Below are 19,856 nucleotides of genomic sequence, written 5' to 3' on the forward strand. Positions count from 1 at the left end.
CCGGGCCGCCCCGCCCGACCGGTCCGGCACGGACCCTCCCGCCCGTGCCGGACCGCCGCACGCCGCCGCAGGCCGGTCCACGCCGCCGTGCGGTACCGCCCGGCGGCCGCCCCGGCTAGGGTGCGGCCAGCGGCGCGCGACCCGCGCCGTCCCCGCACCCCACCCCTCACGGAGGCGAACCCGGTGACCACCGCCACCGACGCCCTCACCGCCCTCGCGTCCCGCGCCGCCGCCCTGGACGCCGCCGACCCGCTGGCCGCCCTGCGCGACCGGTTCCTGCTGCCCGAGGGCGTCGTCTACCTCGACGGCAACTCCCTCGGCGCCCTCCCCGCCGCCGTCCCGGCCGCCCTGGAGGACGCCGTCCGGCGCCAGTGGGGCACCGACCTCATCCTGTCCTGGAACGACAACGGCTGGTGGCAGGCCCCCCAGCGGGTCGGCGACGCCGTCGGCCGCCTCCTCGGCGCCGCCCCCGGCCAGGTGCTGGCGGGGGAGTCCACCAGCGTCCAGCTGTTCAACGCCCTCACCGCCGCTGCCCGGCTGCGCCCCGGCCGGCCCCTGCTGCTGACCGACCCGGACCAGTTCCCCACCGACCAGTACATCGCCGACTCCGTCGGCCGCCTGCTCGGCCTGGAGGTGCGCCGCGTCCCCGCCCGGGAGCTGGCCGCCGCCCTGGCCGCCGACGGCGACCGGGTCGCCGTCACCGCGTACGGCCCGGTCGACTACCGCACCGGCGAGCTGTACGACGTCGCGGCCCTCACCGCCGCCGCCCACCGGGCGGGCGCGCTCGCCCTGTGGGACCTGTGCCACGCCGCCGGCTGCCTGCCGCTGGAGCTGGACGCCCACGGGGTCGACCTCGCCGTCGGCTGCGGCTACAAGTACCTCTCCGGCGGCCCCGGCGCCCCGGCCTTCCTGTACGTCGCCCACCGGCACCAGGACGCCTTCGACCAGCCGCTCACCGGCTGGAACGGCCACGCCGAGCCCTTCGCCATGGAGGGCTCCTACCGGCCCGCCCCCGGCATCGGCCGCGCCCGCGTCGGCACCCCGCCGATGCTGTCGCTGCTGGCGCTGGAGGCGGCGCTCACCGCGTTCGACGGCGTGGACACGGTGCAGGTGCGGGCCAAGAGCGTCTCGCTTACGGAGTTCCTCCTGGAGTGCGCGGACCGGCTGCTGGACGGCCTCGGCTTCACCGTCGCCACCCCGCGCGAGGCCGGCCGCCGCGGCAGCCAGGTCTCGCTGCGCCACCCCGACGCGTACCCGCTGGTGCAGGCCCTGGCCGCGCGGGGCGTCATCGGCGACATGCGGGCGCCGGACCTGGTGCGCCTCGGCGTCAACGCGCTGTACGTCTCGCACGCCGACGTGCTCGCGGCGGTGCGGGAGCTGCGGGAGGCCGCGGTCTCGGGGGAGTACCGCGACGAGCGGTTCCGGCGGCGGGCCGCGGTGACCTGACCGGCCCGCCCCGGCTGCCCGCCGACCCGCCCGCCGGCCGGGCCGGCGGGCCCCGGCCTCAGCCCGCCTCGACGCGGCAGGACCGGACGGCGCCGGCGGCCTCGGCCGACGCCGCCTCCGGGTCGCCGCGGCGGACGGCGGCCACGATCCGGCCGTGGTCGACGTACCGGTCGGCGGAGAGGACCGGGCCGACGTCGCGGCGCAGGTACGCGCGGAGGACCTCGCCGAGGTCGGCGTAGAGCGCGGCCAGCACCTCGTTGTGGGCGGCGGCCACCACGGCCTGGTGGAAGGCGGCGTCGGCCTGCACGAACGCCTCGGGGTCGCCGGAGCGCCAGCCCTCCTCCCGCCGCCGCAGCGCGGTGTCCAGCAGGTCCAGGTCGCGCTCGGTGCGGCGGCGCGCGGCCAGCCCGGCGGCCGACGCCTCCAGCGCCTCCCGCAGCTCGGCCACCCGGTCCGGGTCCGCCTCGGAGAACCGCCGGTGCATCACCCCCGCGAGCTCGCTGGTGGCCAGCACGTAGGTGCCCGAGCCCTGCCGGATGTCCAGCAGCCCGTTGTGCGCCAGGGCCCGGACGGCCTCGCGGACGGTGTTGCGGGCCACGCCCAGCTGCTCCACCAGTTCGGCCTCGGTCGGGATGCGCGAGCCGACCGGCCACTCGCCGGAGGTGATCTGGGCGCGCAGCTGGGCGATCACCTGGTCGGACAGCGGTGTGCGCCGGGCGGACGACAGCACCATGGGACTCCCTCCGGGGGGGGCGGGCCTTCCCGCCGGTCCCCACATCATCCATCAGCCGCTCGGACGGCCAAGTCATCCCATCATTCTATGATGGGGTTATGTCGACCGCCGCAGACCGCACCACCGACGGGCCCGGCCCCGCCCGCACCGGCCCCGCACCCGCCCCGCAGGACCGCCCCGCCGACCCCCGTGCCGCGGGCGCCCCCGCCCCCGGCGCCCGTGCCCGGGACGACCGCCACCGGGGCGCCCCGGCCCCCGCCGACGGGCCCCGGGGCGGCCGCCGGCTGCGCCTGCTGCTCGTCGCCGCCGTGGTCGCCGCCGCCTTCAACCTCCGCCCCGCCGTCACCAGCCTCGGCCCCCTGCTGGAGCGGGTCCGCGCCGACCTCGGCATGAGCGCCACCCTGGCCGGACTGCTCACCGCCGTCCCCTCGCTCTGCTTCGCCGTCTTCGGCCTCGCCGCCCCGGGCCTCGCCCGCCGCATCGGCCCGGCGGCCGTCCTGGCGGCGGGCATGGGCGCCGTCACCGCCGGACTGGCGGCCCGCGCCCTCGCCGGCGGCACGGCCGTCTTCCTCCTGCTCAGCGCGGTCGCCCTGGCCGGCATCGCGGTCACCAACGTGCTGATGCCGGTGGTCGTCAAGCGGTACTTCCCCGACCGGGTCGGACCCATGATGGGCCTCTACTCCATGGCGCTGTCGGCCGGCACCGCCGTGGCCGCCGCCGTCACCGTGCCCCTCACCTCCGCCCTCGGCGGGGGCTGGCGGGCCGGCCTCGGGGTGTGGGCGGCCGTCGCCGCCGTCGCCCTCGCGCTGTGGCTCGCGGCCGCGGCCGCCGACCGCCGCGGGCCCGCCGCCCCGGGGGCCCCGGCCGCCGGGCGCGGCCTGCGGCTGCGGCGCAGCCGCACCGCGTGGGCGCTCGCCGTCTTCTTCGGCCTGCAGTCCACCGGCGCGTACGCCACCATGGGCTGGCTGCCGCAGATCTACCAGGACGCCGGCATCTCCGCCGGGACGTCGGGCGTGCTGCTCGCCGTGACCATGGTGGTCGGCGTCCCGGTCTCCTTCCTCCTGCCCTCGCTGGCGGCCTCCCGCCCCGACCAGCGGCTCTTCGTCGTCCTCCTCGGCTCCTGCGGACTCGCCGGGTACGCCGGCCTCGCCCTGGCGCCGGCCGCCGCGCCCTGGCTGTGGGCCGCCCTGGCCGGCCTGTCGAACTGCGCCTTCCCGCTCGCCCTCACCATGATCGGCCTGCGGGCCCGCAGCGCCGCCGGGGTCGCCGGGCTGTCCGCCTTCGCCCAGAGCCTCGGCTACCTCATCTCCATCCCCGGGCCGGTCCTGGTCGGCGCCCTCTACCAGTCCACCGGCGGCTGGCACGCGCCCGTCGGGCTGCTCGCCGCCCTGATGCTGCCGCAGATGGCGGTCGGCCTGCGGGCCGCCCGCGCCCGCCACGTCGAGGACGAGGTCCCCGCCTGACCCGCCGCGCCGGGGCGGCGCCCGACACGCAGCCCCGGTGCAGGGCCCGACACGCCGTCCCGGTGCGGGGCCCGACACGCCGCCCCGGTGCGGGTCCCCGGCCCGTGCAGTGCGACACTCGGACCATGCCCGTGCTCGAACCGAACCCCACCGACGGCCAGCGCAAGCTCCTGCTGATGTTCGCGGCCATCGCCGGCATCCTGATCCTGGTGGCCGTGATCGCCACCATCGCCTCCCGCATGGGCTGACACCCACGGGTGGCGCGGGCCCGAGCACCGCGCCGACCCCGGCGATTTCTGGAAAGCTGAGCGCATGAGCGTCGACACGCCCCGCAGGATCATCGTCCTCCGGCACGCGAAGGCCGACTGGCCGTCGGTGCCCGACCACGAGCGGCCCCTGGCCGACCGCGGCCGGAGGGACGCCCCCGCCGCCGGCCGCTGGCTGGCCGGCGCGGGGATCAACCCCGGACTCGTCCTCTGCTCCACCGCGCTGCGCACCCGCGAGACCTGGAAGCTCGTCGCCCACGAGCTGCCCAAGCGGTCCCGGCGCACGGTCTACGAGGACCGCCTGTACGAGGCCAGCCCCGGCGAGATCGTCGCCGTCCTCCAGGAGACCCCCGACGAGGTCTCCGACCTGCTGCTGGTCGGCCACAACCCCGGCGTCCAGGGCCTCACCGAGGTGCTGGCCGGCGACGCGGCCGAGGGCGACGCCCTGGTGCGGCTGCGCCGCGGCGGCTTCCCCACCGCGGCGGTCGCGGTGCTGTCCCACACCGGCTCCTGGAAGACGGTCGAGCCCGGCTCCGCCCGCCTCGTCGCCTTCCACGCCCCGCAGGACGACTGACCGCCCGCATCCCCGGGAACGGCGGCGGCCCCCCGCCCGCGCGGTGAGCCGCGGGCGGGGGGCCGCCGGTGCGTGACGGGCGGGGAGCCGGGTCAGCCGTCCACGGCGTCGGCCGCCTCGACCTCCTCGCGGGTGATGCCCAGCAGGTAGAGCACGGTGTCCAGGAACGGCACGTTCACGGCGGTGTCGGCCGCCCGCCGCACCACCGGCTTGGCGTTGAAGGCGACGCCCAGGCCGGCCGCGTTCAGCATGTCCAGGTCGTTGGCGCCGTCGCCGATCGCGACCGTCTGCTCCAGCGGCACCTGCGCCTCCTCGGCGAAGCGCGCCAGCATCCGCGCCTTCCCGGCCCGGTCGACGATCCCGCCCACCACCCGGCCGGTGAACCGGCCGTCCGCCACCTCCAGGGTGTTCGCGGCGGCGAAGTCCAGCCCGAGGCGCTCCACCAGGTCGTCGGTGACCTGCGTGAAGCCGCCGGAGACGATCCCGACCTGGTAGCCGAGCCGCTTGAGGGTCCGGATCAGGGTGCGGGCGCCCGGGGTCAGCCGCACCTCCGCGCGGACCTTCTCCACCACCCCGGCGTCCAGGCCCGCCAGCAGCGCGACCCGCGCCCGCAGCGACTCGGCGAAGTCCAGCTCGCCGCGCATCGCCGCCGCCGTCACCGCGGCGACCTCCTCCTCGCAGCCCGCGTGGGCGGCGAAGAGCTCGATCACCTCGTCCTGGATGAGCGTGGAGTCCACGTCCATCACCACCAGCCGCTTGGCGCGCCGGTGCAGCCCGGCCCGGACCACGGCCACATCCACCTGCTGCACGGCGGCCTCGGCCGCCAGCGCGGTGCGCAGCTCCTCGGTGGGCACGCCGGACACCGCCAGCTCCACGGCCGTCACCGGGTACTTGGCCAGGCGGAACACCCGGTCGATGTTGCCGTCGAGGTCGGTGATGCGGGAGGTGAGCGCGGCGACGGCCCCGGCGGTCAGCGGGTGGCCCAGCACGGTGACGTGGGAGCGGCCCTCGCGGCGCGGCCGGTTGTCGCCGGTACCGGAGATGATCTCGGCCTGCAGCCTGCGGTCCTCCGCCCAGCGGTGCACCGTCGAACGCAGCTCGCCCTCCGCGCCGGGGGAGCCGCCGGACGGCGGGGTGACCAGGGCGCAGAGCGTGATCCGCCCCCGGGTCACGACCTGCTCGATGTCGATGACGTCGACGCCGAAGCCGGCGAGCGTCGAGAAGAGGCCCGTGGTGATGCCGGGCCGGTCCTTGCCGAACACCTTGACCAGCAGGGTCCGGGGCTGCGGCGCCGGTTCGGGGAGGGGCTCAGCGGCCGGGAGCGATGCGTTCATGGTGCTCACCACGCTACCGGGCGCGCATCGTGCGCCCCGCTCCCCGTCCGCTCCGTGGACGCCCCCGGCGCGCCCCGCCGCGCGGGTGGGTCACCCCTGCGGGTCGCGGCCCGGCGGGTGCGGCGGCGGAGGGGGCGCGGCGGTGGGGCCGTCGGCGTAGGGGTTGAAGCCGCCGTCCGCCAGATACGGGTTGTGCGGGTGCGCGTCCGGCGCGCGGTGCTCGGGCAGGCCCCCGTACGCGGCCGTCCCGCCCCCGCCCCCGCTCCCGCCGGGAGCCGTCCCGTCCACGGGCGCCTGCGGGACCGGACCGGCCGGCGGCACGGCCCGTCCGCCGCTTGCCTGTCCGCCGCCCGCCTGCCCGCCGCCCGGTGCGGTGGCCGCGCCCGGTGCCGCCGCCGGACGCCTCGCCGCGGCGAACCGGTCCACCAGCAGCCACCCGGCGAACCCGGCCACGGCCCCCCACACCAGCCCGTACAGCGCCGCCAGGGGCAGGCTGCCCCCCAGCGACGCCTTGGCGCCGAACGCGTCGAAGCCCAGCACCGACAGGCTCGCGTCCACCGAGACCTCCGACAGCGCCAGCCCCGCCGGCACCGCCACCGCCAGCCCCAGCCCCAGCCGCAGCGCCGCCGCCGCGGCCTCCCGCAGCGGCGCCGGGGACGGCCGCTCCCCGACCGGCCCGCCGGGGCCCCGCCCGCCGGGGACCGGTCCGGCGACCGGGGTCCGCACGGCGGCCAGCACCCCCGCGAGCAGGAGCAGCAGCCCGATCGCCACCGGCAGCACCCACAGCGACCCGTCCAGCTCCCGCAGCCGTCCCAGGGTGACGTCCTGGGCCGTCCCGGCGCTCAGCAGCCGGTCCAGCGGGGCCGGGACGACGTGCGCCAGCGCGCCGGTGGCCTGGCCGGTGAGCGTCGTCCCCAGCGCCACCGGCACGGCCAGGCCGATGCCGTTGGGCGTGGCGAGCAGCGCGCCGCCCGCGGCGGTGGCGGGGCTCGACCCCTCGGTCAGGGGGAGCACCACGGCGGTCCCGACCCCGGCCACCACCGCGACCAGCAGCACCGTCCCCAGGGCGGAGGCCACCGGCCGCACCGTGCGGTCCAGCGCCTCCCACCCGCGCGGCAGCGGCGTGCGGCGGGAGACGGCGAGCGCCAGCACCAGGACCGCGAGCACCCACAGCAGTCCGGCGAGCAGGGTGGGGCCGGTCCGCACCGAGTAGCCGACGGTGGCGGTGGGCTTCGCGATGCCGCCGACGATGCCGCCGAGCTTCCCGGGGTCCAGCAGCCCGCCGAGCCCGCCGTCGTCCCCGCCGCCGCTCCCCCCGCCCGCGCCGGTGAGCTTCCCGACGTCCAGCGTCGTGGTGTCGTCACCCGCCCAGCACAGCAGCCCGAGCACGGCGAGGAAGCAGACCACCGTGACGGCGGCCCGGTACGCCAGCTCCCGCGGCGGCACCTCCGCCCGCCGCCGCAGCGGCTGCACGAACAGCCGGCCCAGCACCGCGGCGCCCACGAGGGCGACGCCCAGCGGCATCACGTCCAGCGCGGTGTGCGCCCCCGCGACCCCGCCCGCGCCGAACACCCCGGCCGAGCCGACGGGGGTCACCGAGCCGCCGGCGCCCAGCGCCACCACGGCCGCGGTCATCGGGCCCAGCCGGGCGTACCCGTCGGCGCCCAGCAGGTGCAGCCCCAGAGCCGCGGTGCCCGCCATGGCCGTGAACGCCCAGCCCACGGCGGCCGCGGCCTGCACGGCCCACCGCACCCCGGCACTCCTGCCCATCGTGCCCCCGCTCCTCCGTCACCGGTGCCCCGCGACCCGCGGCGGCCGCCGCCGCAGGCCCCCTCCAGCGCACCGCCGCAGCGGTGCGCCGTCAACGTTGCCACACGGTCACAGTGTCCGCGCCGGGTTCGTCGCACGGTGATCGAGCTGGAATGATTCCCCCCGTCATACGCCATCCCTAGAATCCCCGCAGAGGGAACACCCGGGGGACTACGTGAGTGGGGCAGGCTGAAAGTGCCGCAACTCGTTCTTGAATTCAACGGGCGGAGCCGGACCCTGGAGTCCGGCCGCACGTACGCGCTCGGACGCGACCCGCAGTCGGACGTGGCGTTCGACGACGCGCGGGTCTCCTGGCGCCACGCCACCATCTCCCACGACGGCGGCAGTTGGCTGCTGGACGACCACGGCAGCACCAACGGCACCTACGTCGACGGCCGCCGCACCGCCCGCGCGCTGCTCGTGCCGGGCACCGTGGTCTGCCTCGGCAACGCCGAGAACGGGCCCCGCCTCTCCTTCGCCCCGGTGCCGGGAGCGGTCGGCGTCGGCGCGGGGGAGTGGCAGGACGCGGGCGGCCACCGCCCGGCGCAGCCGCCCGCCGCCTGGGGGCAGCAGGTCGGCGCGGGCCCGGCGGCGCAGCCCGGCTGGGGCGCGCCCCAGCCGGGAACGCCCGGCATGCCGCACCAGCAGGGCGCGGCGGCCTTCCAGGGGGGCGCACCGGTGCACGGCGGCGTGCCGCCGCAGGGCGGCGCGCCCTCCGGCCCGGGCGCGCAGGACACGGGGGTCACCCCGGTCTACGGCGACCGCAACCCCACCATGATCCGCAACCTCGCGCACGGCATGCGCACCGTGCGGATCGGCCGCTCGCTCGACAACGACCTGGTCGTCTCCGACCTCGGCGTCTCCCGCCACCACGCCGAGCTGCGGCAGCTCGCCGACGGCCGGTACGAGATCGTCGACCTGGACAGCCACAACGGCACCTACGTCAACGGCCAGCCCGTCCAGCGCCACGTGATGGGCCCCGAGGACATCCTCGGCGTCGGCCACTCCGTCTTCCGGCTGGTCGGGGACCAGCTGGAGGAGTTCGTCGACACCGGCGAGGTCTCCTTCTCCGCCCGCCACCTCACCGTCGAGGTCGACCACAAGGGCGCGAAGAAGGTCCTGCTCAACGACGTCTCCTTCGGCGTCCCGGAGAAGTCGCTGGTCGCCGTCATCGGCCCCTCCGGCTCCGGCAAGTCGACCCTGCTGCGCGCCCTCACCGGCTACCGCCCCGCCGACCGCGGCGACGTGCTGTACGACGGCCGCAACCTCTACAAGCAGTTCGCCGAGCTGCGCCAGCGCATCGGGCTCGTCCCGCAGGACGACATCCTGCACAAGGAGCTCACCGTCCGCACCGCGCTCAAGTACGCGGCCCGGCTGCGGTTCCCCGGCGACACCCAGGAGGCCGAGCGCGCCGCCCGGGTCGACGAGGTGCTGTACGAGCTGCGCCTGGACAAGCGCGCCGACAACCGCATCACCGCCCTCTCCGGCGGCCAGCGCAAGCGCGTCTCGGTGGCGCTCGAGCTGCTGACCAAGCCGTCGCTGATCTTCCTGGACGAGCCCACCTCCGGCCTGGACCCGGGCATGGACCGCGAGGTCATGCAGATGCTGCGCGGCCTTGCCGACGACGGCCGCACCGTCCTGGTCGTCACGCACTCCGTCGCGGAGCTGGCCCTGTGCGACCGGCTGCTGGTGATGGCGCCGGGCGGCTCGGTGGCGTACTTCGGGCCGCCGGACGAGGCGCTCCACTTCTTCGGCTACGAGGGCTGGGCCGACGTCTTCCAGGCGTTCGAGAACTACCCCGACCACGACTGGGCCGGCCGCTACCGCGGCTCGGTGCACTACCAGATGTACTCGGCCGACGTGGAGGCCGTGGCCCCGCAGTCCGCGCCGATCGTGCAGGAGCAGTCGCGGCCGCCGAAGCCGCAGAGCTGGGGCTCCCAGCTGGCGACCCTCACCCGCCGCTACCTGTCGGTGATCGCCGCCGACCGCGGCTTCCTGGCGCTGTGCGCGATCCTGCCCGTGGTGATGGGCGCGGTCAGCCTCGCGATCCCCGCGAAGTTCGGCCTGCTGCCCGCCAACCCGCCGGTGAAGGACGGCCAGCCCCAGTTCAACGTCGACGCCGCGACCGTGCTCCTCATCGTGGCCGTGGGCACGGTGTTCACCGGCGCCGCCAACTCGGTCCGCGAGCTGGTCAAGGAGCGGGTCATCTACGAGCGCGAACGCGCCACCGGCCTGTCCCGCTCCGCGTACGTCATGTCCAAGATCCTCACCCTGGGCGCGCTCACCGCCGTCCAGTCCGTCGTACTGGCCCTGATCGGCCTCGGCACCCGCGACCTGCCCGCCGAGGGCGTGGTCCTCGGGGGCAGCCCGCTGGCCGAGATGACCCTGGCGGTGGTGCTCCTCGGCCTCACCAGCATGATGCTCGGCCTGGTGATCTCCTCCCTGGTGAAGACCTCGGAGAAGACGATGCCGCTGCTCGTCCTCGTCGCCATCGTCAACGTGGTCTTCTGCGGCGCGCTCTTCCCGCTCTTCGGCGCGCCCGGCCTGGAGCAGCTGGCCTGGCTCGCCCCCGCCCGCTGGGCGGTCGGCGCGCTCGGCGCCTCGGTCAGCCTGGGCGCGATCTCCCCGCCCCCGGACGGCAAGAACGGGAGCACCGACCCCCTGTGGGACCACGACCTCTCGTCGTGGGCCCTGTCCACGGGCGCGCTGGTCGTGCTCGGCCTGGTCTGCGCCTTCCTCGTGGTCCGGCTGCTGCGCCGCCACGAGCCCGAGGTGATGCGCTCGCGCTGACCCGCGGTCCGGGCGGCCGCGTCCGTACGGACCGGCACGTCACGACACGGCACGGCCCGTCCGGCGGGGTCCCACGGCACGGCGGAGGGCGGCACGGCGGAGGGCGGCACCCCGGTCGGGGTGCCGCCCTCCTGTGCGTCCCGGGGCGGGATCAGTACCAGTTGTGGGCCTGCCAGAAGCTCCAGGCGCCGCAGGGGCTGCCGTACCGGGAGTTCATGTAGTCCAGGCCCCACCTGATCTGGGTGGCGGGGTTGGTGCGCCAGTCGGCGCCGGCCGAGGCCATCTTGGAGCCGGGCAGCGCCTGGACGAGGCCGTAGGCGCCGGAGCCGGCGTTGGTGGCGCTCGGGTTCCAGCCGCTCTCGCGGGAGACGATCTGCGAGAAGCACGCGAACTGGCCGGCGTCGCCGATGATCTGCCGGGCGACCTGCTGCGGGCTGCCGCCGAGGACCGGGCGCTGCTCGGAACGGCTCGCGGCCGCCCGCCGGGCGGCCGCCCGGCGCTCCGCGGCCCGCTCGGCGGCGGCGCGGGCCTCGGCCCGGTCGTTGGCCGCGGCCTGGACGTGGGCGCGGTGGGCGGCGGCCCGCTTCGCGGCGGCCCTGCGGGCCGCGGCGCGCTCGGCCGCCCGCTCGGCGGCGGCGCGGGCCTCGGCCCGGTCGTTGGCCCCCGCCTGCACGTGGGCCCGGTGGGCGGCGGCCGCCGCCGCGCGCTTCGCGGCGCGTGCCTGCGCACGGGCCTCGGCGTTTGCCTTCGCCGCCAGGTGCGCGCGGTGCTCGCTGCGGCCGGCCGCCCGGTCGGCGCCGCCGGCCCTGGCCTCGGCCTGCCGGCGGGCGTCGGCGTCCTTGCGGGCGCTGTCGGCGCCGGCGGCCGGGGAGGCGGCGGTGGCGGTGGCGGTGGCGGCCTCGGCGGCGGAGACGGTGTCCGGGCCGTGCTGCGGGACGACCAGCGCCAGGGCGGTGGCGGCGGCGACGGCTCCGGTGGAGGCGCCGACGGCCAGGAGGTTGCGTCGGGACGGCGTGCGGGACATGCGGCAGGTCCTCTTCGGTAGGGTCCGGCCGCCCGGGGAGGGGCACGGGGTGCCCGCGTCCGGGTCGGCGGCCGGCGCACCAGGAGGGGATCCGTCGGTGCGTGCGGAAGGCGCTGGGGGTGCCTCAGCGCCAGGCGACCCGGTCATTCTTGGCAGGCCGTCCCAGACCGGGCAAACAGGTCTCCTACGACGCCCGGTAGGAGGTCGGCGCCCCGGACGCGGACCGGTCCGCGGCCCTCTCCGGTGCTCCCGACCCTGCGAAAACGGGGAGGCCGGCCCTCCGGGCCGTCGTTCGGCGGGGTGGGGGAGGCCGCCGGGGCGGATCCGCAGGCGGCGGCCGCCCGGAGGCCTCGTGGGGCTTTTGGTACCGTATGCACGGTTTTTCGCCCTACTGTCGCGCGTCGTACGGGATCCGGGGCCTGTGGGGGGCCTCACAGCGCCGCCCCGGCCGTGTGGCCCTGTGACCCGGGGCCCTCACGCTCCGCGTCCGCGCCCCCCGCCCGCACCCCGCCCGCGCCTCCCCGCCGCGCGCGGCACCGCACACCGGCCGGGGGCCGCCCCGCAGCCCGGGCCCACCGGCCTAGGTCCGCGGTCCCGGCCCGCCCGCCCCCGCGGCCCGACGCCCCGCCGGGCGCCCGGCGGTACCGTGGCCGCATGCCGACCCCGCCCCCCGCCGACCCCGGGCCCCCGCCGCCCGTGCGGCACTGCGGCTGCCCGCCCGCGGACCCCTGCCTGGCCGGCATCGAGGCCGTCAGCGGCGCCGTCCTGGCGATGAGCCGCCGCCTGGAGGTCGGCGAGGTGCTGCGGCGCATCACCGCCTCCGCCCGCAGCCTCCTCGGCGCCCGGTACGCGGCGCTGGGGGTGCCCGACGACCACGGCGGCTTCGCCCAGTTCGTGGTGGACGGCGTGAGCGAGGAGCAGTGGCGCGCCATCGGCCCGCTGCCCCGGCAGCACGGCGTCCTGGCCGCGATGCTGCACGAGGCCGTCCCGCAGCGGCTCGCCGACGTGCGCCGCGACCCCCGCTTCGAGGGCTGGCCCGACGCCCACCCCGAGATGTCCGACTTCCTCGGCGTGCCCATCACCGACGGCGACGAGACCGTCGGCGCGCTCTTCCTCGCCGACAAGCAGGGGCCGCACGGCTTCACCGACCACGACGAGGAGCTGGCCCGCATCCTCGCCGCCCACGCCGCCCTCGCCCTGACCAACGCCCGCCTGTACGAGCGCAGCCGCGAGCTGACCCTGGCCGGCGAGCGCGCCCGCATCGCCCACGAGCTGCACGACGCCGTCTCGCAGAAGCTCTTCTCGCTGCGGCTCACCGCCCAGGCCGCCGCCGCCCTGGTCGAGCGCGACCCGGCCCGCGCCCGCGGCGAGCTGGCCGAGGTGGCCCGCCTCGCCGCCGAGGCCGCCGACGAGCTGCGCGCCGTGGTCGTCGAGCTGCGCCCCGCCGCGCTGGACGAGGACGGGCTGCTCCCCACCCTCGCCTCCCACGTGGAGGTGCTGAACCGGGCCCACGCCGCCCGGGTCGCCTTCACCGCCGACGGCGTGCGGGCGCTGCCCGCCGCCCAGGAGGAGGCCCTGCTGCGGGTCGCCCAGGAGGCGCTGCACAACGCGCTGCGCCACTCCGGGGCCGCCTCCGTCTCCGTGGAGCTGCGCGGCACGCCGTCCCGCGGCGCCGTGCTGCGGGTGGTGGACGACGGCCGGGGCTTCGACCCGGCCGCCGTGCGCCGGGCGGGGCGCCGGCTCGGCCTGGTGTCGATGCGCGACCGGGCCGCCGGCGTCGGCGGCTCGCTGACCGTGGAGTCGGCCCCCGGCAAGGGGACCGCCGTGGAGATGGAGGTGCCCGGTGGCTGACGGGAACGGCGGGCGCCCCCGCATCCGGGTGCTGCTGGTCGACGACCACCAGGTGGTCCGGCGCGGCCTGCGCACCTTCCTGGAGGTGCAGGACGACATCGAGGTGGTGGGGGAGGCCGCGGACGGCGCCGAGGGCGTCGCCCGCGCCGAGGAGCTGTCACCCGACGTGGTGCTGATGGACGTCAAGATGCCCGGCACCGACGGCATCGAGGCGCTGCGGATCCTGCGCGAGCGCGGACTGCCCGCCCGGGTGCTGGTCGTCACCAGCTTCGCCGAGCACCGCACGGTCGTCCCCGCCCTGCGGGCCGGCGCGGCGGGCTACGTGTACAAGGACGTCGACCCGGACGCGCTCGCCGGGGCCATCCGCGCCGTGCACGCCGGCCACGTGCTGCTCCAGCCCGAGCTGGCCGGGGCGCTGCTCGCCGACACCGGCCCGCGGGTGCCGCAGGGCCGCGGCGGCACGCTGACCGACCGGGAGCAGGAGGTGCTCGGCCACATCGCCGACGGCCGGTCCAACCGGGAGATCGCCCGCGCGCTGCACCTGTCCGAGAAGACGGTGAAGACGCACGTCTCCAACATCCTCATGAAGCTGGACCTCGCCGACCGCACCCAGGCCGCCCTCTGGGCGGTGCGCAACGGCGCCGCCGACGGCCCGTGACGTGCGCCCGGACCCGTCCCGACCCCTCCCCTACCGATGGGTAACATGGCGCGCATGACCGTCACCGACACCGCAGCGCTCCCCCGGGACACCGAGTTCGACCGGGGCACCGCCGTCACCGGCCACCCCGACCTGCCCGGCGCCTACCGCGCCGACCTCGACGGCGGCTGGCGCATCGGCGGCGGCATCAACGGCGGCCTGCTGCTCGCCACCGCCGCCCGCGCCCTCTCCCGCGAGCTCGGCGGCGACTCCGGCCACGCCGACCCCTACTCCATCAGCGCCTACTACCTCTCCGCCTCGCGCCCCGGCCCCGCCACCCTGCGCACCGAGGTCGTCCGCCGCGGCCGCTCCGTCTCCACCGGCCAGGTCTCCCTGAGCCAGCAGGGCCCGGACGGCACCGAGACCGAGCGGCTGCGCGCCCTCGCCACCTACGGCGACCTCGACGCGCTGCCCGGCGACGTCCGCACCTCCGCCGCCCCGCCCGTCATGCCGCCGCCGGAGCAGTGCATCGGCGCCGACCAGGCCCCGCCGGACTTCCTCGCCCAGGCCGACCTGCTGCACCGCCTCGACCTGCGCCTCGACCCGGCCTGCGTCGGCTGGGCCCTCGGCGCCCCCTCCGGCAACGGCCTCATCCGCGGCTGGCTGCGCCTCGCCGACGGCCGCGAGCCCGACCCGCTCATGCTGCTCCTCGCCGCCGACGCGCTGCCGCCGGTCACCTTCGACCTGGGCCTGTACGGCTGGACCCCGACCCTGGAGCTCACCGTCCACGTCCGCGCCAAGCCCGCCCCCGGCTGGCTGATGATCAGCCACGCCACCCGCAACCTCGCCGGCGGCTACCTGGAGGAGGACGCCGAGGTCTGGGACTCCGCCGGCCGCCTGGTGGCCCAGTCCCGCCAGCTCGCCGCCGCCCCGCGCCCGCAGCAGTAGCACCCGGCCCGCCGCCGGCCGCCCGCCGCTGACCCCTGCCCGGGGCGCGGCGGGCCGCCCGGCCGCCCGCAGGTGCGGGCCCACGGGCCCGCCGCCCACGGGCCCGGGGCCCTGTCCCCCCGGGGTCCTGCCCGCCCCGGCGCTCAGCGCGGCCCGTCGTCCCCGCGCTCGTCCACCGCCGCGTTGTACGCCGCCACCTGCGCCCGGCGCGCGGTGCGCTCCAGCGGGCGCAGCACGCCGGCGCGCGCCGCCATCTCCCCGGCGCTCACCGCCGCCCCGTGCCCGCCCGCCGCGATCGCCAGCAGCGCCGCGATCCGCTGCGCCGACTCCAGCACCCGCACGGCCCGCGGCGGGTAGCCGGGCGCCAGCAACTCGCGGTGCCCGCGGCGCCGGTACGCCTCCAGGGCGCGCAGCGCCTCCGGCCCGGCCCCGGCCACGTCCAGCCGGGCCAGGACCGCGGTCGCCTCCCGCAGGCCCTCGGCCAGCTCCCGCTCGGCCTCCCGGAGCGTCGGCACGTCCGCCGGCGGCGCCTCCCGCACGGGTGAGCAGCGCCACAGCACGGTGGCGGACCGGTCGCCGGGCGGCCCGAACCACGCCACCTCCGGGACCAGGCCCAGCGCCGGGCCGCCGACGGTGAGCACGGCCTCCCCGGCCTCCAGCGCCCGCGCGTTGAACTCCGGGGGGCCGGTCAGGCCCAGCGGGTGCCCCGGCGCCGGCAGCGCCAGGCGGAAGCCGGTGGCGCCCAGCGCCCGCAGCCGGCCCAGCGCCCAGGTCAGCGCGTGCCGGTCGCCGTCCGCGTCGCCGGGGAGTCCGGCGACGCGGTGGGCCTCGTCGCGGCCGGTGACGGCCGCGGCGGCGTCGTCCGGCGGCGCGAACCCGCCCAGCAGGGCGTTGCCCCACGCGGTCAGCCGTCCGGCGCGGGTCTCCCCGTGCGGGTCCTGGAGGTCCTCGGGGCCCCGGGCCCCGGCGGGAGTGTCGAGCATCCGACCAGCCTACGGACAGGGCCGCCGTCCGCGTGGCGTAGGTTTGGTCCGTGCTCCGCGCGGCGCGCGCGGCGAAGTCGACACGAGTGGACCGCTCCCCTCCGGATCCGCCCCCCGGATCCGCCGGCGGAGGGCCGCATGCGAATTGGGGAAGGCGTACGCATGAGCGACGTTCTCGAGCTGGTGGACGTGTCCGTGGTCCGCGACGGCCGTCCACTGGTGGACCAGGTGTCCTGGGCGGTGGCCGAGGGTGAGCGCTGGGTCGTCCTCGGGCCCAACGGCGCGGGCAAGACCACCCTCCTCCAGGTGGCGTCCAGCTACCTCTTCCCCAGCACCGGCACCGTCCAGATCCTCGGCGAGAAGCTCGGCTCGGTCGACGTCTTCGAGCTGCGCCCCCGCATCGGCACCGCCGGCGCCTCCATGATCGACAAGCTGCCGCGCCGCCAGACCGTCCTGGAGACCGTCCTCACCGCCGCCTACGGCATGACCGCCCGCTGGCGCGAGCAGTACGACACCACCGACGAGACCCGCGCCCTCGCCCTCCTGGACCGCCTCGGCATGGCGGACTTCCGCGACCGCCGCTTCGGCACCCTCTCCGAGGGCGAGCGCAAGCGCACCCTGATCGCCCGCGCCCTGATGACCGACCCCGAGCTGCTGCTCCTCGACGAGCCCGCCGCCGGCCTCGACCTCGGCGGCCGCGAGGACCTGGTCCGCCGCCTCGGCGCCCTCGCGCAGGACCGGTACGCGCCGTCCATGGTGATGGTCACCCACCACGTCGAGGAGATCGCCCCCGGCTTCACCCACGTCCTGATGATCCGTCAGGGGAAGGTGCTGGCGGCCGGTCCGATCGACACCGAGCTCAACGCCCGCAACCTCTCCCTCTGCTTCGGCCTGCCGCTCACCCTGGAGCGCCGCGGCGACCGCTGGACCGCCCAGGGCCTGCCGCTCGGCTGACCCCCGCACCCCGCACCCGCACCCGCACCGCCGCCGGCCGCCCCCCTTCCGGGAGGCGGCCGGTTCGCGCCCATCGACCTGCGGAAACCGTTCCCCGCAGGTCCGTTGCTCCCTAGGATGGGTGCGTGGACAGCTGGGTGTGGTGGCTTCTGGCCGCCGTGGGTCTGGGTATTCCGCTGGTGGTCACGGCGATGCCGGAGTTCGGCATGTTCGCGGTGGGCGCCCTCGCCGCCGCGGGCGCGTCCGGTCTCGGCGCGTCCGTGGTGCTCCAGTTCGTCGTCTTCGTCGCGGTCTCCGTCGGCCTCCTCGTGGTGGTGCGGCCGATCGCCTACCGGCACCTGCAGCAGGGGCCGCCGGTGCGGATGGGCATCGACGCGCTCAAGGGCGCCAGCGCCGTCGTCCAGGAGCGGGTCGACGGCCAGGGCGGACGGATCAAGCTCAACGGCGAGATCTGGTCGGCCCGGGCGCTCAACCCCGGCACCGTCTACGAGCCCGGCCAGCAGGTGGATGTCGTAGAGATCGAGGGCGCCACCGCCCTCGTCGTATAGGAGAGCGCGTTGGAACCCGTCCTCATCGTCCTGGTCATCCTGGTGGTGCTGTCATTCATCGCACTGATCAAGACGATCCAGGTCATCCCGCAGGCCAGCGCCGCGATCGTGGAGCGCTTCGGCCGCTACACCCGCACGCTCAACGCCGGCCTCAACATCGTGGTGCCGTTCATCGACACCATCCGCAACCGCATCGACCTGCGCGAGCAGGTCGTGCCCTTCCCGCCGCAGCCGGTGATCACCCAGGACAACCTGGTCGTCAACATCGACACCGTCATCTACTACCAGGTCACCGACCCGCGCGCCGCCACCTACGAGGTCGCCAGCTACATCCAGGCCATCGAGCAGCTCACCGTAACCACGCTGCGCAACATCATCGGCGGCATGGACCTGGAGCGCACCCTGACGTCCCGTGAGGAGATCAACGCGGCGCTGCGCGGCGTCCTCGACGAGGCCACCGGCAAGTGGGGCATCCGCGTCAACCGCGTCGAGCTCAAGGCCATCGAGCCCCCCACCTCCATCCAGGACTCGATGGAGAAGCAGATGCGCGCCGACCGCGACAAGCGCGCCGCCATCCTCACCGCCGAGGGCACCAAGCAGGCCGCGATCCTCACCGCCGAGGGCCAGAAGCAGGCCGAGGTCCTCAAGGCCGAGGGCGAGGCCCAGGCCGCCGTGCTGCGCGCCGACGGCGAGGCGGCCGCCATCCGCACCGTCTTCGAGTCCATCCACGCGGGCAACCCCGACCAGAAGCTGCTCGCCTACCAGTACCTGCAGACCCTCCCCAAGCTCGCCGAGGGCGACTCCAACAAGCTCTGGATCATCCCCAGCGAGGTCGGCGAGGCGCTCAAGGGCCTCGGCGGCGCCTTCGCGGGCTTCGCGGGCGGACCGGCCGGCAACGGCCACCAGCCCGCCGGCCCCACCCCGCCCGCCGACCTCGACAAGGGCGCCGCCCGGCCCCGCGTCGACCCGGCCCGCCGCCAGTACCCGCCGATCGACCCCGAGTGACCGCGGCCGCCGCGACGCCGCGGTCCTGACGCCGCACCGCCCGGGGGCGGGGAACGGGCCCCCCGTTCCCCGCCCCCGCTGCCCCCCCGGAGGGCCGCCCCGGAGGGCCGCTCCGGAGGGCCGCCCGCACCCCGCCGCGGGCAGGCCGGGACCGGTCGTGCATGATCGGACCACCGTGACGGTCCGGCAGCGAAGGGAACGGCGATGACACCCTGGGAGGCGGCCGCGGTCCTCGCCGCCGGCGTGGGAGCGGGCACCATCAACACCATCGTCGGCTCCGGCACCCTCATCACCTTCCCCGTCCTCCTCGCCGTCGGCCTCCCCCCGGTCACCGCCAACGTCTCCAACTCCCTCGGCCTCGTCCCCGGCTCGCTCAGCGGCGCCATCGGCTACCGCCGCGAACTCGCCGGGCAGCGCGGCCGGCTGCTGCGGCTCGGGGCCGCCGCGCTCCTCGGCGGACTCACCGGCGCCGTCCTGCTGGTGCTCCTCCCCGCGAGCGCCTTCGACGCGATCGTCCCCGTGCTGATCGTCCTCGCCCTCGTCCTCGTGGTCCTCCAGCCCCGCCTCGCCAGGGCCGTCGCCGCCCGCCGCCGGGAGACGGGCCGCACCGCGCACCCCGACGCCGGACCGCTGCTCGTCGCGGGCATCTTCGCCACCGGGATCTACGGCGGCTACTTCGGCGCCGCCCAGGGCGTGCTGATGCTCGCCCTCATGGGCACCCTCCTCGACGAGGACCTCCAGCGGACCAACGCGGTCAAGAACGTCCTCGCCCTCCTCGTCAACGGCGTCGCCGCCCTCTTCTTCCTCTTCGTCGCCGACTTCGACTGGACCGCCGTGCTGCTGGTCGCCGCAGGCGCCGTCGTCGGCGGCCAGATCGGCGCCCGCGTCGGCCGCCGCCTGCCGCCCGCCGCCCTGCGCGGCGTCATCGTCGCCGTCGGCCTCGCCGCCGTCGCCAAGCTGCTGCTCACCTGAGGCCGCAGCGAGGTCCGCAGCCGGGGCCGCAGCCGGGGCCGCAGCCGGGGACCCGCGGCGCCCGGCGGGCCCACGCCCGGCCGCCCCGGCTCGACGCCCGGGCCGGAGTCTGCGAGGGTCGGACCCGAGCACCGCACCCCCACCCGGAGGCCCCCCGTGCCCGCAGCGCCCCTGCTCGCCGAGTCCGAGATCACCCGGCTCCTCGCCTCCCTGCCCGACTGGACCCGCGACGGCGGCACCCTCCGCCGCACCGCCGAGACCTCGGGCTTCCCCGCCGCGATCCGCGTCGTCGACGCCGTCGCCGAGCAGGCCGAGGCGATGGACCACCACCCCGACATCGACATCCGCTGGCGCACCCTGCACTTCGCCCTCAGCACCCACTCCGCGGGCGGCCTCACGGCGCTCGACTTCGCCCTCGCCGCCCGCATCGACCAGGCCCTCGCCGTCCACGGCTGAGCGGCCGCCCCTGCGGCCCGGACGGCCCCGCCGCCGTCCATGAGATGCTGGCCGACGGATCAT

Annotated in this window: 18 protein-coding genes; 13 read left to right on the forward strand and 5 right to left on the reverse strand. The window is 77.1% G+C overall.

The annotated features are described in order from the left end of the window. Nucleotides 1–183 precede the first annotated feature (183 nt). Nucleotides 184–1,446, forward strand: a complete 1,263-nt coding sequence (kynU, locus tag LO771_RS12775) for a kynureninase (RefSeq protein ID WP_230651522.1) — start codon at nt 184–186, stop codon at nt 1,444–1,446. Between the two features lie 58 nt (nt 1,447–1,504). On the opposite strand, the gene LO771_RS12780 is transcribed toward kynU, so the two are convergent. Further along, nucleotides 1,505–2,179, reverse strand: coding sequence for a FadR/GntR family transcriptional regulator (locus LO771_RS12780; protein WP_230651525.1), 675 nt, complete (start codon nt 2,177–2,179; stop codon nt 1,505–1,507). A gap of 98 nt (nt 2,180–2,277) precedes the next feature. Here LO771_RS12780 and LO771_RS12785 point away from each other — a divergent pair, with 98 nt between their 5' ends. The 3 genes from LO771_RS12785 (at nt 2,278) to LO771_RS12790 (ending at nt 4,482) form a co-directional block, all read left to right on the forward strand. Then, nucleotides 2,278–3,642 carry an MFS transporter gene (locus LO771_RS12785; RefSeq protein WP_230651533.1) on the forward strand — a complete coding sequence of 455 codons (1,365 nt, stop codon included), beginning with the start codon at nt 2,278–2,280 and terminating at the stop codon, nt 3,640–3,642. A gap of 125 nt (nt 3,643–3,767) precedes the next feature. Continuing rightward, nucleotides 3,768–3,890 (forward strand): SGM_5486 family transporter-associated protein, encoded by a 123-nt coding sequence (locus LO771_RS30645; RefSeq protein ID WP_255744193.1) that lies wholly within the window; start codon nt 3,768–3,770, stop codon nt 3,888–3,890. Nucleotides 3,891–3,954: 64 nt separating this feature from the next. Beyond that, the gene (locus tag LO771_RS12790; protein ID WP_230651536.1) at nt 3,955–4,482 is read left to right on the forward strand and encodes a histidine phosphatase family protein; all 528 of its coding nucleotides are present in this window, start codon (nt 3,955–3,957) and stop codon (nt 4,480–4,482) included. A 92-nt stretch (nt 4,483–4,574) separates the two neighbouring features. Here LO771_RS12790 and serB read toward each other — a convergent pair whose 3' ends face one another. Together serB and LO771_RS12800 are read right to left on the reverse strand one after the other, a co-directional pair. Continuing rightward, nucleotides 4,575–5,816 (reverse strand): phosphoserine phosphatase SerB, encoded by a 1,242-nt coding sequence (gene serB, locus LO771_RS12795; RefSeq protein WP_230651539.1) that lies wholly within the window; start codon nt 5,814–5,816, stop codon nt 4,575–4,577. A 90-nt stretch (nt 5,817–5,906) separates the two neighbouring features. Next, entirely contained in the window at nt 5,907–7,586 is a 1,680-nt protein-coding gene (locus LO771_RS12800; RefSeq protein ID WP_230651541.1) for a streptophobe family protein, read from the reverse strand. A 234-nt stretch (nt 7,587–7,820) separates the two neighbouring features. Here LO771_RS12800 and LO771_RS12805 point away from each other — a divergent pair, with 234 nt between their 5' ends. After that, nucleotides 7,821–10,415, forward strand: coding sequence for an FHA domain-containing protein (locus LO771_RS12805; protein ID WP_230651544.1), 2,595 nt, complete (start codon nt 7,821–7,823; stop codon nt 10,413–10,415). A gap of 151 nt (nt 10,416–10,566) precedes the next feature. Here LO771_RS12805 and LO771_RS12810 read toward each other — a convergent pair whose 3' ends face one another. After that, nucleotides 10,567–11,439, reverse strand: a complete 873-nt coding sequence (locus tag LO771_RS12810; RefSeq protein ID WP_230651548.1) for a transglycosylase SLT domain-containing protein — start codon at nt 11,437–11,439, stop codon at nt 10,567–10,569. Between the two features lie 771 nt (nt 11,440–12,210). Here LO771_RS12810 and LO771_RS12815 point away from each other — a divergent pair. Genes LO771_RS12815 through LO771_RS12825 form a run of 3 tightly spaced genes read left to right on the forward strand, consistent with a single transcriptional unit; the run spans nt 12,211 to nt 14,875 of the window. Further along, nucleotides 12,211–13,290 (forward strand): GAF domain-containing sensor histidine kinase, encoded by a 1,080-nt coding sequence (locus LO771_RS12815; protein ID WP_230651675.1) that lies wholly within the window; start codon nt 12,211–12,213, stop codon nt 13,288–13,290. Next, nucleotides 13,283–13,948: a response regulator transcription factor gene (locus LO771_RS12820; RefSeq protein ID WP_230651552.1), complete on the forward strand. Its 666-nt coding sequence runs from the start codon at nt 13,283–13,285 to the stop codon at nt 13,946–13,948. The genes LO771_RS12815 and LO771_RS12820 overlap by 8 nt, the downstream gene beginning before the upstream one ends. 54 nt (nt 13,949–14,002) lie before the next feature. Continuing rightward, nucleotides 14,003–14,875 (forward strand): thioesterase family protein, encoded by an 873-nt coding sequence (locus LO771_RS12825; protein WP_230651555.1) that lies wholly within the window; start codon nt 14,003–14,005, stop codon nt 14,873–14,875. 143 nt (nt 14,876–15,018) lie between these two features. On the opposite strand, the gene LO771_RS12835 is transcribed toward LO771_RS12825, so the two are convergent. Then, a complete protein-coding gene (locus LO771_RS12835; RefSeq protein WP_230651557.1) occupies nt 15,019–15,858 on the reverse strand; it encodes a hypothetical protein in 840 nt (279 codons plus the stop codon). A gap of 162 nt (nt 15,859–16,020) precedes the next feature. Here LO771_RS12835 and LO771_RS12840 point away from each other — a divergent pair, with 162 nt between their 5' ends. From LO771_RS12840 to LO771_RS12860, 5 genes are all read left to right on the forward strand, one after another. Continuing rightward, entirely contained in the window at nt 16,021–16,812 is a 792-nt protein-coding gene (locus tag LO771_RS12840; RefSeq protein WP_230651559.1) for an ABC transporter ATP-binding protein, read from the forward strand. 125 nt (nt 16,813–16,937) lie between these two features. Further along, nucleotides 16,938–17,360 carry an NfeD family protein gene (locus LO771_RS12845; protein ID WP_230651561.1) on the forward strand — a complete coding sequence of 141 codons (423 nt, stop codon included), beginning with the start codon at nt 16,938–16,940 and terminating at the stop codon, nt 17,358–17,360. Nucleotides 17,361–17,369: 9 nt separating this feature from the next. Continuing rightward, nucleotides 17,370–18,365: an SPFH domain-containing protein gene (locus LO771_RS12850; RefSeq protein ID WP_230651564.1), complete on the forward strand. Its 996-nt coding sequence runs from the start codon at nt 17,370–17,372 to the stop codon at nt 18,363–18,365. Nucleotides 18,366–18,569: 204 nt separating this feature from the next. After that, the gene (locus LO771_RS12855) at nt 18,570–19,337 is read left to right on the forward strand and encodes a sulfite exporter TauE/SafE family protein (protein ID WP_230651567.1); all 768 of its coding nucleotides are present in this window, start codon (nt 18,570–18,572) and stop codon (nt 19,335–19,337) included. Between the two features lie 156 nt (nt 19,338–19,493). Further along, the gene (locus LO771_RS12860; RefSeq protein WP_230651569.1) at nt 19,494–19,793 is read left to right on the forward strand and encodes a 4a-hydroxytetrahydrobiopterin dehydratase; all 300 of its coding nucleotides are present in this window, start codon (nt 19,494–19,496) and stop codon (nt 19,791–19,793) included. The last annotated feature ends 63 nt before the right edge of the window (nt 19,794–19,856 follow it).

The organism is Streptacidiphilus sp. ASG 303 (assembly GCF_020991365.1).
In the GTDB taxonomy this organism is placed as follows: Bacteria; Actinomycetota; Actinomycetes; order Streptomycetales; family Streptomycetaceae; genus Peterkaempfera.